Source organism: Paenibacillus sp. Soil750, assembly GCF_001428045.1.
GTDB classification, from domain to species: Bacteria; Bacillota; Bacilli; order Paenibacillales; family NBRC-103111; genus Paenibacillus_E; species Paenibacillus_E allorhizoplanae.
In genome coordinates this window covers 338,146-355,258 of sequence record NZ_LMSD01000042.1, presented here as the reverse complement: position 1 = coordinate 355,258, position 17,113 = coordinate 338,146, and the positions used below count along the sequence as shown (strand labels likewise).

At 45.9% G+C, this 17,113-nt stretch carries 10 protein-coding genes; 4 read left to right on the top strand and 6 right to left on the bottom strand.

The window, feature by feature from the left end:
* Nucleotides 1-317: 317 nt before the first annotated feature.
* Nucleotides 318-1,565, bottom strand: a complete 1,248-nt coding sequence (locus ASL11_RS32455; protein WP_063795746.1) for a carbohydrate-binding protein — start codon at nt 1,563-1,565, stop codon at nt 318-320.
* 378 nt (nt 1,566-1,943) lie between these two features.
* On the opposite strand from ASL11_RS32455, the gene ASL11_RS32450 reads away from it, so the two are divergent.
* On the top strand, nt 1,944-3,170 hold the full coding sequence (locus ASL11_RS32450) for a GNAT family N-acetyltransferase (RefSeq protein ID WP_056624445.1): 1,227 nt from the start codon (nt 1,944-1,946) through the stop codon (nt 3,168-3,170).
* Nucleotides 3,171-3,458: 288 nt separating this feature from the next.
* On the opposite strand, the gene ASL11_RS32445 is transcribed toward ASL11_RS32450, so the two are convergent.
* From ASL11_RS32445 to ASL11_RS32435, 3 genes are read right to left on the bottom strand one after another with little or no spacing between them, the layout of a single operon-like run.
* Nucleotides 3,459-4,322 (bottom strand): transglutaminase family protein, encoded by an 864-nt coding sequence (locus ASL11_RS32445; protein ID WP_056624441.1) that lies wholly within the window; start codon nt 4,320-4,322, stop codon nt 3,459-3,461.
* Nucleotides 4,319-5,278: an alpha-E domain-containing protein gene (locus tag ASL11_RS32440; RefSeq protein ID WP_056624438.1), complete on the bottom strand. Its 960-nt coding sequence runs from the start codon at nt 5,276-5,278 to the stop codon at nt 4,319-4,321. The genes ASL11_RS32445 and ASL11_RS32440 overlap by 4 nt, the downstream gene beginning before the upstream one ends.
* A 34-nt stretch (nt 5,279-5,312) precedes the next feature.
* Nucleotides 5,313-6,767 carry a circularly permuted type 2 ATP-grasp protein gene (locus ASL11_RS32435; RefSeq protein ID WP_056624435.1) on the bottom strand — a complete coding sequence of 485 codons (1,455 nt, stop codon included), beginning with the start codon at nt 6,765-6,767 and terminating at the stop codon, nt 5,313-5,315.
* Between the two features lie 350 nt (nt 6,768-7,117).
* Here ASL11_RS32435 and ASL11_RS32430 point away from each other — a divergent pair, with 350 nt between their 5' ends.
* Together ASL11_RS32430 and ASL11_RS32425 are read left to right on the top strand one after the other, a co-directional pair.
* A complete protein-coding gene (locus ASL11_RS32430; protein ID WP_056624431.1) occupies nt 7,118-9,325 on the top strand; it encodes a methyl-accepting chemotaxis protein in 2,208 nt (735 codons plus the stop codon).
* A gap of 176 nt (nt 9,326-9,501) precedes the next feature.
* Nucleotides 9,502-10,044 carry a hemerythrin domain-containing protein gene (locus ASL11_RS32425; protein ID WP_056624428.1) on the top strand — a complete coding sequence of 181 codons (543 nt, stop codon included), beginning with the start codon at nt 9,502-9,504 and terminating at the stop codon, nt 10,042-10,044.
* Between the two features lie 328 nt (nt 10,045-10,372).
* Here ASL11_RS32425 and trhO read toward each other — a convergent pair whose 3' ends face one another.
* Together trhO and ASL11_RS32415 are read right to left on the bottom strand one after the other, a co-directional pair.
* Nucleotides 10,373-11,278 (bottom strand): oxygen-dependent tRNA uridine(34) hydroxylase TrhO, encoded by a 906-nt coding sequence (gene trhO / locus ASL11_RS32420; RefSeq protein ID WP_056624425.1) that lies wholly within the window; start codon nt 11,276-11,278, stop codon nt 10,373-10,375.
* An 83-nt stretch (nt 11,279-11,361) separates the two neighbouring features.
* The gene (locus ASL11_RS32415) at nt 11,362-15,156 is read right to left on the bottom strand and encodes a response regulator (RefSeq protein ID WP_056624423.1); all 3,795 of its coding nucleotides are present in this window, start codon (nt 15,154-15,156) and stop codon (nt 11,362-11,364) included.
* 160 nt (nt 15,157-15,316) lie between these two features.
* On the opposite strand from ASL11_RS32415, the gene ASL11_RS32410 reads away from it, so the two are divergent.
* Nucleotides 15,317-17,023: a methyl-accepting chemotaxis protein gene (locus ASL11_RS32410; RefSeq protein WP_056624421.1), complete on the top strand. Its 1,707-nt coding sequence runs from the start codon at nt 15,317-15,319 to the stop codon at nt 17,021-17,023.
* Nucleotides 17,024-17,113: the final 90 nt, after the last annotated feature.

Sequence of the window (17,113 nt, the reverse complement as noted above, 5' to 3'; positions counted from 1 at the left end):
ATGGTTGTATTTTTGCATTTTTGAGAGTGAGATGGAGTGAAAGGAGAGAAGATGAAGGAAAGATGGATGGATGGATGGATGGAGTATGTTGTCAGGTTAGTAGAATTGGGCATACGAAGCATCGCTCCAAACAACTCTCGTACAAGAAAAATAGGTAAATAAGTCGGTAGAATCGGACTATTAGGCTATTTTAGGGTAGAATGCTCGGTAGTTCAGAGATATCGGGTTATTGGATTTTGAGGAGGAGTTGAGAAGATTGGCAAAAAAAGAATAAGCCAATTGCCTAAGCAACTGGCCTATCCCTCCTTCACTTCAAATTAATATAGTTTGGTGATTTTCCACCAATTGATATCGAAACCGCCGGTCGCCGCATAGAGACCGAATTGATGTGTGCCTGCTGGGATCTGAACCTGATGGGAGACGGTTCGATAAGTGGAAAAGCTGCCAGTATTGGGAATATCGATTTGACCTAGTACGGTTCCGCCGGCGTTGATGTCCAGCGAGATTTTTCCGTTATTATTCGGGGTCGCGATCCGATATTCGACCAAATACGTGCCCGCCGTGGGAATGTTCACATTGCTGAAAGCGATCCAATCTTGGTTGTCAATCGCTCCAACATTTTGGCCACCGCCTGTATCGGGTGTGGTTTCCGTGATGACGCCGCTCATGGAATTATAGCTTTCCGCTTGGAATGTACGGTTATAACAGCCGCCAACGGCGAGTTCGCAGATTTCTGCTTTACTAGTGGAAACCTTGAGATCATCGTACCAGATATAGGAGTCATTCTGAGGTGCGAATGCGGAGGTAGCTCCACCGAAGAACGAAGAGAAGTACGCTTTATCAACCTGATCGGTGTTGCGAACGAAACGCAATCCTGTAATATTGGCTGCCGAAGTGCCGTTATACCAAATTTGGATCTCACCATCCGGATTGGCATTTCCGTTCGTAACGGTGTTGACTTTGAGGCGCTGAACGATGTTAACCCATGATCCTTTCGGATAATAGATGTCGGCACCGTTGTTTTTCAAAACAGCATAGTCTCCATACTGTCCAGCATTACCCATATGATAGTAATAAATAGCGGCTTGCCCGCCTGAACGCCATATCATCCGAGAGCTAAAACCATTGTAGCCCGTACATTCCTGCCCGCCTGAACAAGCGGCACCGCCGGCTAATCCAAGCCCTAGTTTGCCTGCATTTTCGGTCGATCCCCAACTGAAATCGCTGCTAAATCGAACCCAGTAAGATAAATAGTATTCTTGCCCAGGTGTTATGATAAAAGGTGCTTGAGCTCCAGAGTTTTGCGGATCAATTTGTCCTTGTGGATAAAACACGCGAAGTGACTGACCGCCAGAGTGGTTAAAATTGTAGCCGTCGATCCATGTGCGTGTGCTCATCCCAAGGTCCCAGGGGGCACTCCAACCGTCAACACCCCATTGCGCTAAAGTGTAAGCGTTTCCGCGCGCGGGCCGCTCAAACGTATTAACTTTAGGTGCGGCGTATGCAACAACCGACCCCATCATCATGAAGAAAACAAGCACTAAGAGTAACACTTTCTTTTTCATAAAAAACCTCCTGTTAAAATAATAAACGCCTTGTTTCGGAATGAATGATAAGCTGATGCATAATTCATGCTGATCGTTGGTCGTTCGTGTCTTACGACGTTAAACCATCACCTTCTTCCTTCGTCTGGGGAATTCTCTCCACTACGCAGAATTACAAACTCTTGCTGACTCTAAGACTCGATAGATGTCTGCGCTTCTTAATTGTAGTAGCGAAAAGCTAGGTGAACTATCGTCTGATTTTCGGAAAATAGCTCTAAATACGTCTTTGAGAGTCTGTAGGGTTATCACTTTTTAAGAAAATTGATCAAAATGGGTATGTATGGATTATGTTGAATTCTCCATGTTAGAATAGAGGTAAATGGACAACTAGGAGGCACTATGGATCCCATCAGATTGTTGAAAAAAGATGATTTTCAAGACAGTCTTGCCTTGTCGGAGTTTGCTTTTCAATATACGGTTTTGCCGGAGGAGCGGGATGAAAAACTAGCTGTAATGGCATCCCAACAGACCTTGGGATATTTTGTTGAAGATCGATTAGCAGCCAAATTAACAATTCTGGAGCTGGAAACATGGGTAAACGGCAAAGCTTTTGATATGGGAGGTATTGCGGGGGTAGCGACTTGGCCAGAATATCGTCGGCAGGGAATGGTCGGTCAATTGTTGTCCCGTGCACTACAAACGATGAAAGAATCTGGTCAGATTCTGTCTTTCTTGGCACCATTCGCATTTGCTTTTTATCGCAAGTACGGGTGGGAGGCATACATCGAATACATGCGATATGAAATTGCTACCCACCAGCTGCCGAAGCCAGAGGTTGCAGAGGGCAGCACGCTCCAACGGATTGAAGCGGAACCGGCGGTGCTGAATCCGATCTATGAGGCGTACGCCAAACGTTTTAACGGCATGCTCGTGCGGACGGGGGATTGGTGGCGCAATAGTGTCTTTAAAAGGAAGAAAGGGATCGTAACCTTATATCGAAATGCTGCTGGGGAGCCAGAGGGGTACATCATTTACCAAGTGAAGGATAAGGTGTTCACTGTGCATGAGTTAATTGCCTTGACGGAGGATGCGAATCGTGGCCTATGGCGATTGATCTCCAATCATGACTCCATGATTGACAAAGTGGTATGCCAGGCACCGCTTGGCGACCCGTTGCCTTTTGTATTGGCGGATCCTCGGATTAAGCAAGAGGTCGTTCCCTATTTTATGGCACGCATCGTCGATGCTGCGGCGTTTCTTAGGGGTTATCCTTTTAACGCGGTTGTGGAAGGTGTAAGCGAGGGCAAGCCGTTTTATCTTCAGCTTAGTGACGGACATGCGGAGTGGAATAACGGGATATTCCGAATTCAGCCAGGACAGGGTGAAGGGAATGACGTTGTTAAACTAAGTGAGGAACAAACGTTCGCTATCGAGGTAGGCAGCGATAAAAAGGAAGAGCGGCATATCGTCTCGTGTGATATCCAGACCTTATCCGCGCTATTGATGGGTTACAAACGAGCATCGTTGCTTTATCGCATTGGGCGTCTGCAAGGTGACGCAGGTGAGATCTCCAGATGGGAACGATTCATTCCGGAGCGTACAACGTATCTGACGGATTTTTTTTAAAAGAGTGAAAGGCACGGATCTCGGATCCGTGCCTTTTGAGTTCATGGGGTAAGGGAAGGAGGTAAATAGATGGATTTTCTCCAGTTAAATTCAGGTTTTTTCGCTCAAACGCTGAGTAGCAGCTGGATAACCTAAAGTTAATTTTAATCACTTTAGCTAATAGGAACAAAATAGGCGATTTTAACTACATGTTTTACAGTTAAGTCGAGTTTTCGAAGGAATTTCTCGTAAATAGCTGTACATTTTCCAGTTAATGCAAATAGGAGGAGACCGATTCCGCAGGCAAGTCTATTCCACTAACTTTACATCCACGATAACTTCCAAGTCCTGTGTGCCCGAGCCGCGATAGACGCCTTTGACAGGGACGATATCATTATAGTCTCGTCCATGCCCAAGCTTGATATAGCGCCAGTTCACTTCGCAATTGTTCGTTGGGTCATACCCGAACCAGCCAGAGCCGGGGATGAGACATTCCACCCATGCGTGGGAGGCTTGCGTAAAATCCGCGCTGCCTCCTTGCAAATCACCGACGAAGTGGTAGCCACTCACGTAACGGGCTGGAATACCTTTTTCGCGGCAAATGGTGATCATGAAATGAGAGTAGTCCTGACAAACACCACGCCGCAGCTTCAACATTTCGCCTACTGTGGTCTGTACGGAGGTCGCCGAAACATCATAAGTGAAGTCGCGATTGATGGTGGTATAGATGGTTTGGAGTAGATCATATAAGGGTACGCCATCATCGACAATGGCATCGGAGTAAGCTTTCAATTCAGGCGTTAGCCCGGTATAGCTGGTGGGTAATAAATACTCAGCGTATTCATTCTGGAACTCATCTCCGTATCTCGAAGCCTTATCCTCATAAGAAGATCGAAGGGAGACAGGATTGTTATTATTTTCGTGGGTGACAACGGTGGAGACCATCTTGATTGTGAGCTCGCGATGGAGCTTGTTGACCGTAAAGGCGTGCACGCGGTTGTGGAAATAGTCGGAATAGGTGAAGAAAGCCGATACAGGCTCGGTTGTGATCGCATGGTGATAACAGGACTGACGATTGTCCGTTAACGGAGTTAGCCGAATTTCATTGACACTGTCCTGTGCGGAATCGGTGTAGGAATAGCGAGTAATGTGCGTGATCTCCAGCTTCTTCATGCGATAACCTCCTCCCGAGAGGGAAAAAAGACTTTGGACATCCGTACCCCCATCCCATTACAGGAGTCGAGGAGTGTTTGCAATGTCGCTTCTAATTTACCTGATCTCAAATCCTCTTCGTCCATGCAGGCCAAATTCGCTTTCACTTTCCCTGCTAATTTGGCCAGTTTATGCACAGCGTTGGTGAGTTCAGGATCATCCAATTGAATGCCCTTGAACGAGCGCTCCAAAGACTGTATGGAGAATGCAACGGATCGAGGGAAAGTTTCATTTAAAAGCAGAAATTTGATGATGCTATTCAAATTGACCGTATCCGCATACTCTTTTCGATACGATTCGTATCCACTGACGGATTTCAAAACCGCAAGCATGAGCGGATAGGATGAAAAGTCCTCTTTGGCATATTCCGAACAAAGCGATTGAATTAGACGCAGCAGATTCTCTGCACGTTCTAGATAGCGCCCAGCTTCAACGAAATGCCATTCGTTCTGACGAGGCATGACGGAAGTCGCCGAGCCTTGAAACATAGATAGCGTATCCCGGATGAAGCGATAGAACAAATGAGGCGAATCATTCGTGATATCGCGGACTTCTTTTTCTTTTAGCCATAAATAGAGGCCATTCATAATATCCCATAACTCGGATGGCATTTTCTCCCGAATATTTCGCAGGTTAGCACGTGCATGGTTCGTGCAGGCAAGAAGGGAGTTCGCATTATTTTTATCTAGCGTAATGTATTGAAGGACATGTTGTTCGGTGAAGCTGCCGTACTGCTCTAAGAAAACAGCACGGTCTCCGATTGTATCGATGAGCCGGCTCCAGGATTGCTTACTGCTGCCTTCCATGTCCTCACGGATATGATAATACACATCGATCAGCCTCGCGTGATTCTCCGTTCTTTCCGAATATCTACCGATCCAGAATAAAGCTTCCGCTGTTCGTCCCATCATGACCATATCCCTTGGCCTCCATTCGAATTGTAGGTTGCGTTTAGCGAACAACCCACGTATCTTTACATCCCCCGCCTTGCGAAGAATTCACTACGAGGGAGCCTTCTTTCAAAGCAACACGCGTAAGTCCGCCTGGAATCACTTGAATGTCTTCACCCGCGATGACAAAAGCTCGCAAATCAATGTGCCTTGCTGCCATTTGACCATCGATCATGACAGGTGCTCTGGATAGTTGAATCGTAGGTTGTGCAATATAGCGATCGGGGTTAGCTAGTATTTTGAGCCGGAAGTCAGCGATTTCGCTCTCAGAAGCCGTAGGCCCAATTAGCATGCCGTAGCCGCCAGATAGCGAAGTTTCCTTCACGACCATTTCATGCAAATGCGCCAGGACATGCGCTCGCTCATCAGGCCGCGAAAGAATATACGTTGGTACGTTGTTTAAAATAGGTTCTTCATTCAAGTAATATCGAATCATATCGGGCACGTAGGCATAGATGGCCTTGTCATCGGCTACACCTGTACCTGGTGCGTTCACAATGTTGATATTACCTGCGCGATAGGCGTTCATTATGCCAGCGACCCCAAGCATCGAGTTCGGATCGAAAGCGAGTGGATCTAAGAAATCATCATCGATCCGGCGGTAGAGAACATCAATTTGACGAAGTCCTTTGATACCGCGAATGTACACTTTGTGATCAATGACGACCAGATCGTGTCCTTCAACTAACTCTAATCCCATTTGCTGAGCGAGGAACGTGTGCTCGAAATAAGCGGAGTTATAGCAGCCTGGTGTCAAAAGTCCAATGACAGGATCTGATTTGCCAGAAGGACTCAGCTTGCGCAGCGCGGTTAGAAATACGTTTAAGCTATGCTCAATATCTTGAATGGAATGACTGAACACGAGTTCAGGGAATAAGTGCGTCATGATCGATCTGCTTTTATATAGGTAAGAGAAGCCAGAAGGGGAACGGAGATTATCCTCGAGAACGAAATATTCACCCTGCTCATCTCGAATTAAATCAATCCCAGAAGCCGTAACATACACATCGTTTGGAATCGAGAGACGCATCATCTCCGGTCGGAAATAACAATTGGAAAGTACCATTTTTCTGGGAATAATCCCATCCTTCAGTATGGACTGCTCATGATAAATATCTTTGAGGAACAAATTGAGTGCCTTTACGCGCTGCTTGAGTCCACGTTCGAGCTTTATCCACTCTTCCTGCGGGATAATCCTAGGGATAGGATCGAAGGGGAGTGTGCGCTCTAGCGCCTCCGTCTGATCGGGACTATAGAGGGTGAAAGTAATACCTTCTTCCATCATCCGTTTCATCGTAGCGGTCTGGCGTTTGTTTAAGTTACCTGTCTTCATCGACATGAATTGAAGGAAGGTACTTTGATAATGAGGGCGAACCGAGTAGGCGTTCATAAACATCTCATCAAAAAAAGGACGAGGATCATAAGGGGTAGTGACCAGATTCTCAGGTTTGGACATCGCAGCTCCCTGGTTTCATCGATATGCTTTCGGAAGCTACATGTTGCTAAGGGCCCGAAGCAGAAACCAGGCCTCCTTTCTGATCTAAGTTCTTTATTTGTTAGTTTACATGACGTGAGAAGCTGGAGGAGATGTGTATTTTCTTCTATTTTAAATTTTTCAGAAAATTATGTCAATATAGCTAACACATAAAAATACCGACATTCCTCATGAATTTTTTGTTAATGTTCGGAAAATTCATGAAAATTTCAGTTATTTGTCTTGATTTGCATGAAAAATCACTATAATATTGTCGAATAAGACAAATGTAAAAGAAAGTCACATTAAATGTGATAAAGGGGTGTTGTGGTATGTTTGATTGGCTGGGGTTTAGAAAAGGTCTGCCTTTGTGGTGGTCTTACCGCCTGAATCGTCATATCAAGGAAGATGTTGAGCATATTTTCGAAGGAATTGCGCACACAAGAACGGAAATTTTACGTGGTTGGGCCATCGCCTACTGGTCCAATTTGGATCGACTGCTTGAACAGTTAACGGGAACTGAAGCGTTGAAGGAGTCTGCGTCGAAGGATGCATCTGTGGTAGGAAAGCTCCTGACAGCAGCAATGAAGAGTGGAGCTGATTTCTCCGAAGTATTCATTTTGAATGAAAAGGCTGCTGTCGTATACTCCACACACAACGCGCATGTGGGAAGATCGTATGCGGCGGGAGGCGTGCTTGGGAAAGGCTTGGAAGAAACGCGCAAAGGTGTGAAATGCTTATTCGGACCTTTCTCGGACCCGCTTACGCTCCAAATCGGCCCAAGCACTTCGCCATTTCATGATGCGATGACGATCGCTTTCATTTCACCTATTATGGTAGGTGGGCAATGGAAAGGAGCCGTTTGTGGACGCGTACCGAACGATGTGCTCGGAGATCTGATTCAGCGCGAGTCGGGACATGTGTATCCCGATTCGGGTGATAACTATTTATTTATGGCGAAGCCTGGGTTAAATAAGCAAATCGTTCCTGGAACAGCGTTATCGCGAAGCCGATTCGAAGATTTGACCTTTACCCATGGCGATAATTTGAAAGACGGCGTTCGCACCGATTATGGTATCGTTGGCGTCAAGGAGCATACGGAGCTGGAGCTTGTTTTCACGGATCCTGCGACGGGACAGCTGCATCCAGGCGTAGCAGGAACAATTGCTAAGGGAAATAATCTATTCGTTGAATACCCGGGATATTCCGATTATCGTCATATTTCTGTTATTGGAAAAGGTGTGACCTTCCAGTTGCCGCATTGTCCGGACGTGTGGGGAATGATGTGTGAAGGCGATTTGGAAGAGGTTTACCGGATTCGTTCGATCGATTGGAAGATGTTCAGTCTGCAAATACGGTTTATTGTTCTCATGCTGCTTGTTACCACGGGTAGCTTCTGGCTGCTAAATGGACATGTTTCAAATGGTGTCGGCGCGGCAATTATGGTGGGGGTCAATCTACTGTTTGGCGGGATTGGTGCAAGTTTAATTAGACGCCAAGGAAGTAAGCCGATTGCTAAACAACTTGCTCAAATTAATAAATTTATTCGAATTAATGCAGAAGGTAAAGGGGATTTGACGCAGCGTCTGAAGGTTGATGAGTTCGCTGGTGATGAGACGCGTGATTTGGCCAAATGGATCAATAATATGATTGATTCCTTGGAAGGCATCATGCTGCAAGTGAAGCAAGCGGCTGCTGAGGTAAAGGTGAGCCAAGAGCGGATGAATGACTCAACAGGTTCTACGGAGCAATCAACGGGACGGATGAGTACGAAAATCCATGATATGATTCGCTCGCTGCGTGGACAGCTGAAGGATATTGATGTCGCGAAGGACGCTACGCAAAATATGAGCGGAACCTTGCGGGAACTGGAACAGAAGGCTTCAGGGCAGATTGCAGTTGCGCAGGATGAGGTTGAACGTATTGGTCAGAAGATGACCCATATATCGGCGAAGGTAGAGGAAACGAACCAAACCATACAAACTTTCCTGCATACGACGCAAGAAATTCCGAAGCTGCTTAAAGTCATTGAAGAAATCTCCGCGCAGACGAATCTATTGTCATTGAATGCCTCTATCGAGGCGGCACGAGTAGGTGAACATGGCAAAGGATTTGCCGTCGTTGCTGGGGAGATCCGCAAGTTGGCGGATTTGACCAAGAAATCAACCACGGAAATTAATGAGACGATCGAGCACATTGAACGACATGCGAATGAAGCTTTCATCTCGATGGAAGAAGGGACAAAGGTCGTTCTAGAAGGAACACAAATTGTTGCAGCGGCGTCTGAGATTCTTAGCACGGCGAATGCTCACGATACCATGAAAACACAGGTTGTGGAGGAAGTCGTTGCACTTATGGAGAAGATTGCAGCGGTAAGCAAAGAGAACCGTCAGATCTCAGCGGAGGTTGAGCATACTGTGAAAGAGCTCCTGCAAGACATGCATCATGTGCGTCAAACGACGGGTGATGTAGGGGCAATAACGCAATCTATGTTGCTGCTTGTGAATCAGTTTCATTTGACAGAGAGCCGTATTCGTTAAAAGGTTATTATTATCTTTCGCATGTTAACAACCCCATGCCGCATACAATGATAATGCGGTATGGGGTTTTTCTGTTTCCTACAATGTGAATACTTACGTGGCAAGTTTCTAAGGAAACTTTGCGTTAATGCTTACGAAGAAAGTTTTCTTACGAAAAACTCGGAGGAGGATGTCGAATGAGTGACCGTTTGAGCATTCAAACGAATCGGGCAGATAATGTGAATCCTAGTGAATTTAGAATGCTAGCCCAGCGTTTGAAGGAGGAGCATGTGCAAATGCGTGAGCAGCTCTCCGACATTCGAACGCTAGCTGCAGCTTTGTACACCCTTGATGATTGCTCAATTGGGATGTGTCGTCTGATCGAACTTCAGGACGGCATTCTATCCTTGGTGGAGGAGTTGGAGCAGCATTCGGAATGGGAAGAACAAGTGTTATTCCCGAGTCTACAATCATATTTACATCCGACGATGGCCATCTCTGTTTCGCGGTCCATGCATGTGTTGGAGCAGGATCATGATTTGGCCAAAAGAGTCGTACAGTCATACGTCAACGGTGTCAATGCCATGAGCGTGCCGGTCGACATGGACTTCGTCCATGTGATGGCTTCAGAGCTATTGACGGCTTGCCTCATTCTGCTTAAGCACTTCACGTTGGAGGAGGAGCTAGTCTATCCTCTAATTGATCGGATTATGGACCAGATCGAGGATCAGATTAGTTAGGTAGGGTAGCCAAGAGGCCCCTCCCAAGTCAATCGACTTGAGAGAGGCCTCTTCTAGTGAATGTGATAGTTTATGTGGTGGGAAGCGATGCTCCCAATAGCCACGCCACTTTTAGGCTCCATAGGCCACTGCAAGCGTCGCTCCTCCGTAAATAACGGGAAAACCTACATCTAAATCAGTAATTTAAATGGAAAAATCAGCCGAATCGAACGAAATCAGATGTAGTTTTTCCCTCTAATCAAGGCAGGGGCTGCGATTAGAGGGAAATCGATCTGCGGAGGAGGGGCGAGGTGCCGATATTTCCGCGATAGAAAGGGCAAGCCCCCTCTTATGCCTCCAACGCGCTCAACGTTTTCTCTTCGCATTCCTTGGAACAGAAGCTGTCATGCTCCTCTTCACAAGCCTCGCAGCAAATGTGCTTCAAGTGGCATAGATCGTTCGCACAGTTAATGTACCGATCCTCTGCGGTTCCGCAGTGGTAGCATTTGCCCACAACGATATCTTCATCCGTGCGGTTAATCGGTACGGAGATGCGCTCGTCGAACACATAGCATTTTCCATCGAATAAACGACCTTGCACCTCTTCGTCTTTGCCGTAGGTGACGATCCCACCGTCCAACTGATACACGTCGGTGAAGCCTTCGTTGATCAAGAAACCAGATAATTTCTCACAACGGATGCCTCCCGTGCAGTAAGTGAGAATTGGTTTGTTTTTGAACTCCTGCAGATTGTTGCGAATCCACTCAGGGAATTCCTTGGTCGTCTCGACCTCAGGACGAATGGCGCCGCGGAAATGCCCGATATCATACTCATAATGATTACGGCCATCAAGCACGATGACATCTTCATTTTTGAGCTTCTCATAAAATTCCTTCGGCTTCAAATGCGTACCCGTAAGCTCATTCGGATTCACGTCTTCTTCAAGACGGAAGGTGACCAGCTCTTTTTTCGGACGGACAAACAGCTTCTTGAAGGCATGTCCTTCATGCTCATCAATCTTGTAAACCATATCTTTAAACAATGGCATGAGATTCATCATCGCCATGTAGGCTTCCGTTTGCTCTACGGTCCCAGAAAGGGTGCCGTTAATGCCCTCAGGAGCAATCAGAATGCGTCCTTTTACACCGAGCTTTTTGCAATAAGCCAAGTGTTCTCGCGCCAATGCTTCGTGATCAGCAACAGCGACGAATTTATAATACAACAAGATGCGGTATGGAGCGCCATGTTCAGTCATAACAATAACCACCTATACGTATAAAATGACACACTCCATCTTGATGGAGTATACGCATATAGTGACATAAATTCGTGTTTTTTTCAATCAAGCAGCAATTTTTGGATGGTTTGATAAACGAACTGCAACTCAAACTCTACACTTTGAAGCAAATGGAACACGTCAGACAGATCTCGATCCGCGGCTTGCAGTTTCCCTTGTGCCTTCACAGAATCCTCCAACTCGCTTGCCGCGGCAAACACACGATTAGCTGAAAGGTTGCTGGAAGAACCGCGTATACCATGAAGTAAACGAAGAGCCTCCTCAAAGTTACCTGCGTCAATATTACCTTTTAATTGCGCCATCAGCGGGTCGGTTTGGTCTTGGAATTTACGGAGCATCTCACGATAGATATCCGTTTTTCCGCCCATGCGTTGGAGTGCCTCCGCGATATCGAGTCCAGCCGTCCTATGATTCTCCACTTGCAGATGTAGAGTGGATTCAATAGCAACTCTTAACCGCTCGGGTATGATGGGCTTGGAGATCATATCACTCATACCCGCATCTATACAGGCCAACCGATTGTCGAGCGTTGAGTCCGCTGTTAAGGCAATAATCGGAATATGTGCCCATTTCGGCTCAAGACGAATGCGCTTGGTCGTTTCGATCCCATCGAGCTCAGGCAAGTGGATATCCATGAGGATCAAATCAAACTTGTGATTCGCCAAGTCATGCAGAGCCTCGAATCCGTTACCAGCGACTTGAATGCGACAGTTCATCATACTTTCTAGAAGAGAGCGAGCCACCGTTTGGTTAATTTCATTGTCCTCCACAATCAGAATGCGGAGTGGAGCATTACTTAAGCTGTTTAAAGGGAAGAGCGCCCAGTCCTTCTCTCTATCCTTCACCATGGTATCTGTCAAATGGGTATGAACGATATCGCTTTCAGCTTGCAGCGAAGCTAGCGTCCTGTACAAGAGGCTTCGAGAGATCGGCTTGACCAGAATAGCATCGGGTGAGGCTTCTGTAGGTAGCTGTTCAAGAGCATCTCTTCCTGATAACGAAGTGTAAATAATCGTTCTAATCCCCTGTTGTTGGCAAGCTGCCAGCATGCTTAGCCACACTTCCTCTCCATACATATCGTCTGCCTCCATATCGAGCAGAAGGAAGTCGAGAGGGATGTGATCGATGACCTGGAGGGCTTCCTTCCAGGCATACACACCCGCAGCGTCGTTGCAAATGGATTGCAAGCTTTGGACAAGTACCCTATTGAGCGTAGGATGGTCTTCTACGACGAGCATAGCCAGCGGTAAGGGATTGTACGCTTTGTTGTCAGGCAAGTAGAGTGTGAAGGTGAGAAGGACCACAAATTCGCTCCCTATACCTTGCGTGCTGGAGACAGAGATTGAGCCGCCCATATTCTCGATAATATTTTTGGAAATAACAAGCCCAAGTCCTGTTCCTCCATATTTGCGGCTCGTCACCTCGTCACCTTGGATAAAGGGTTGGAATAAATTGGCCAACTGCTTCTCATCCATGCCAATCCCGGTATCCGTGACGCTGAACCTGAGAGTAACTTCATTCTCATGCAACTGATCGACTCCAACACGAAGTATGACGGTTCCTTGCTCCGTGAATTTAATCGCATTGCTGGAAAGATTCAGAAGCACCTGATAGAGTCGCAAAGAATCGCCAATCAGTGCACCAGGCACTTGGTCAGGTATATCGCAAATGAAATCCACAGGCTTATGGCCTAACAGCACACTCAGAGTTTCGCACACGCGATCGATGGTTTCATCTAGCTGAAAAGGGTGATGTTCAATCACGAGCTTATCTACTTCCAGTTTAGAAAAGTCCAGAATATCGTTGATGATATGTGAGAGCGACTGGGAGGAACGAGAGATTTTGCGTATATAATCCATCTGTAGTTCAGTCATTGCTGTTCTCTCAAGCAAGTGGGAAAGTCCAACAATCCCATTCAGAGGCGTACGTATTTCATGGCTCATTCGAGCGAGGAAAACACCTTTGGCCAAATTGGCATCATCCGCCTCCTGTTTTGCTAGGATAAGCTGTTCCTTGGCATGGACTTGTTCCGTGATATCTCTGGTGATTGCCGAGAAATACAGCTCACCATTATCGAGAGGGAAGTGGGGAACGATGATAAGTGATGCGATGATGCGTTGTTGTTTCTTGGTCATGACCTCCGCTTCGATTTCCCAGAAGCCATCTTGGATGGCTGTTTGAAGACCTTCATCGAAATTAATGTCATTCAGGATTTCAACAAACTCATGAAAATGGGTTCGTTCATAATCCGTTCCAACTAATCCCATCGACTGGATGCCGGCGGGATTAATATAGAAGATATAACCGTCTTGATCAAAGGTGAGAATGGCATCCCGCGCGCTTTCAACAATCGTGAACAGCCGTTCCTTTGTCTCATTACTTTCTTTAATATCACTGATATCGCGTGCAATTAAGACGTAACCTTTTAATTCGCCATTCGGATGCGTGATACAGCTAACACTCGCTTGTACATAGATACGGGTGCCGTTTTTATGATACCAGGTCCATTCTAAATCCTCTTTCAAATGGCGCAAGGAACGAATGACGAGTGCTGTACAATCTGCGGGAATCGTCTCTCCTAGTTCTGCAGAATATTGTGCGGCTCTTTCATTCAGCTGTTTTTGATCTAACCAGATTAAAGGAGAGGCGATTTTATGTACGTCTGCAAAAGAATACCCAAGCATCTGCGTAGCTCTGCCGTTGAGATGGTTGATCGTAAAGTTCGGATCCATCACGATCATGGCGTATTGATTATGACGAATAAAAGCTTCAAACGGCTCGAAAAGCTCGCGGATATTCTCCATCATGCCATTGACAGATATGGCGAGGGCACCTAATTCATCTTTACTTTTGAATACGATGGGCTTCATGTGGAAATCACCGGCAGCAACCGCCTCGGTTACTTGGAGAATTTGTTTAATTCTTTTGATAATCAGTTGGTTCGTTGTGAGGTAAATAAGGATGAAAATGATTAGCGCTGCCATGACGATTAATCCTACTGTCGACCAAAGAAGTGGACTTGCAGGAGCCTCAATGGCAGTGATTGGCATGGAATAAGCAAGGTACCAATTTAATTGAGGGATGCGTGCATAGAACCATCGTGTCTTCGTTCCGGTGAGAAAGGATTCGTCGAGGTATCCTTTTCCAGTTCGTAATGCTTGTTGAAAAGCTGGACCTAATTCGGGATATTCAGTGAAAATATTCATCTTAAGAATGGTAGAAGGGTCTGTATCATATAAGATAAGTCCTTCCCGATTCACGATCAGCTGGTCTCCGTTAACGAGTGGAGCTAGTAAATGTTCTTGAAAAACAGGTGTTGCATCCATAGAAACATCGATGATACTAACGACATTATGATGATCATCAAAGATGGGCGCTGTAATCGAGATGACGTAAATGCCCTTCATTTTGCTAAGATGAGGGTCCGATATAAAGGTTTTCCCTTTCAGAGCTTGCTGGAAGCGAAGTTCGCCCGATATGGAGAAAGTCAATCCAGAGGTAAATTGCAAGGTGCCATCCAAACCAGAAATAGCCATGGCGTGATAGCGATTTCCATCTGTTTGCAATTCATGAGTCAGAAATTGTAGTCGTTCTGCTTGCGAACCATTTTTCATAATGCTGACCCGGCTTATAAGCTCAACTTCTGCCAAACGAATCGACAAGAAATCATATAAGTTTCGTGCGGAATTCGATACAGCAGTTATGGATTGCTCGTTCATTTGCTGCAGTAACTTATTTCTCGAAAGTTTATAATTGGTAATCCCTACGACGGCAAGGGAGATGGATGTGATAAGAACAAGCCAGGCGACGAGTTTAAAACGCAAGGATGATGACATTTTCTTCCTCCAAAAACAATGTAATTGTTAGGAAATCTCATAGTTTCATCATGTTTAGAACAGAACTAATTTAATGATTTCAATTTATGATATATCCAACAGATCAATCACGTATACATACTTGTTCAAAATTGGGTCAATTAAATAGGGGGATTTACGTATGCAGATGACAGTACGGACGAAATTTATTGCGGTATTTGCGATCATCTTCTTGATGGTTGTTGGAATGAGCTATACAGCTATGAGTCGCATGGGCGCGTTAAAGGACATGAATACTAGTCTAGCAAACAACTGGATGATGGGGATTCAAGATATTGAGGAAGTTCATTATTACTCGGAGCATTTACTAACCTTGTACTATCAGAAGAAATTAGAGCCAGACGTGAAAAAACATGAACCTATAGACAATGGCATCATAGCAACGATTACACAAATCGACAAGTTGTTAGGAAAATATAAGGATTCTGTGTCAAGTGAAGACGAAGGGGCACGTTTGCAAGAGCTTACTCAGAACTGGGATGGATTTAAAACGGCATTCGTTGCCAATAAACAGCTAGCAAGTGATCCAAGTAAAGTGAAGGAAGCCGCAGAGAGCCTTACAGTGATGTCAGCAGCCTTCACTAAAGCACAGAAATCGATGGCGGATATGGTTAGTTACAACCAAGAGGGCGGTCAGCAAGGTGTAGTAGACAGCACAAAGGAATACAAGAAAAGCGTCCAAATATCACTTACTGTATTGGCTGTGATGCTTGTATTCATGATTGGGACTTGTTATTTCCTCGTAAGTAACATTTCAAATCCTGTTCGAAAAGCATCACAAGCTTTAAATCGTATCTCAAAAGGTGATCTAACCGTTGAACCGATTGTTGTGAAAAATAAAGATGAAATTGGCCATCTCATCAGGGCCGTTAACCAAATGGTGAACCATCTACGCCATTCCGTAGAGCAAATGCTGCATGCTTCGACAAGTGTGGCGGCTTCCTCTCAGCAGCTGTTTGCCAGCTCGGAGCAGAATACCTCCGCTTCACAGCATGTTGCAGTTTCGGTACAGGATTTTGCTAATGGAGCGGATGCGCAAGCTCAAAGCTCTGTGGAGTGTGGGAGAGCCATGGAAGAAATGGCAGCGGGTATTTCCCGTATCGCCGAAACCACAGCTGATGTATCAGAACTATCTATGACGGCTACGAACATTGCGGAGCAAGGCACACATGCCATGGAACGTGTTGTGAATAAAATACAGGCGGTCAGCACCTCCGTTGATGCAGCGAATCAGGTGATTCAGGAGCTTGAGAAGCATTCCCAAAGCATTGGTCAGATTACCACGTTAATTGGGAACATTGCATCGCAAACGAACCTGCTTGCGTTGAATGCAGCGATTGAAGCTGCGCGTGCGGGAGAAAGCGGAAAGGGCTTTGCCGTAGTAGCTGGTGAAGTGCGTAAGCTATCTTCTCAAACAGATGATTCCGTTCGTGAGATCTCGGAACTCATTTCGTCCATTCAACGGGATTCCGCTCGGGCTGTTGGAGTCATGAACAACGGAAGAACAGAAGTGCAGGAAGGTCTATATGAGGTAAGCATTGCCGAGAAAGCATTCGGTCAAATCGTAACAGCTTCGCAAGAAGTAGCTAGCAAAATTCAAGAAACAGCGGCAGCTGCAGAACAGATGGCAGCGAGCTCGGAAGAAGTAGCTGCAACCGTCGCTCAAGTTGGCTTCGTTGCTCAGCAAACCTCAGGTACAGCGCAATCTGTCGCTGCAGTTACCCAGGAACAGCTGGCATCAGCCGAAGAAATTACGGCGTCAGCCAAAAACCTTGCTGGAATTGCCACAGATTTGAATCAAGTGGTAGGCACTTTCCGTCTTTCGTAAATTTAATTTTTAAAAAAATGGTCTAGGATCAGACTTTTCCGAAAGTTGGTGCGTCTAGTTATCGTGAAGGTTAAACAAGCGACACAAACA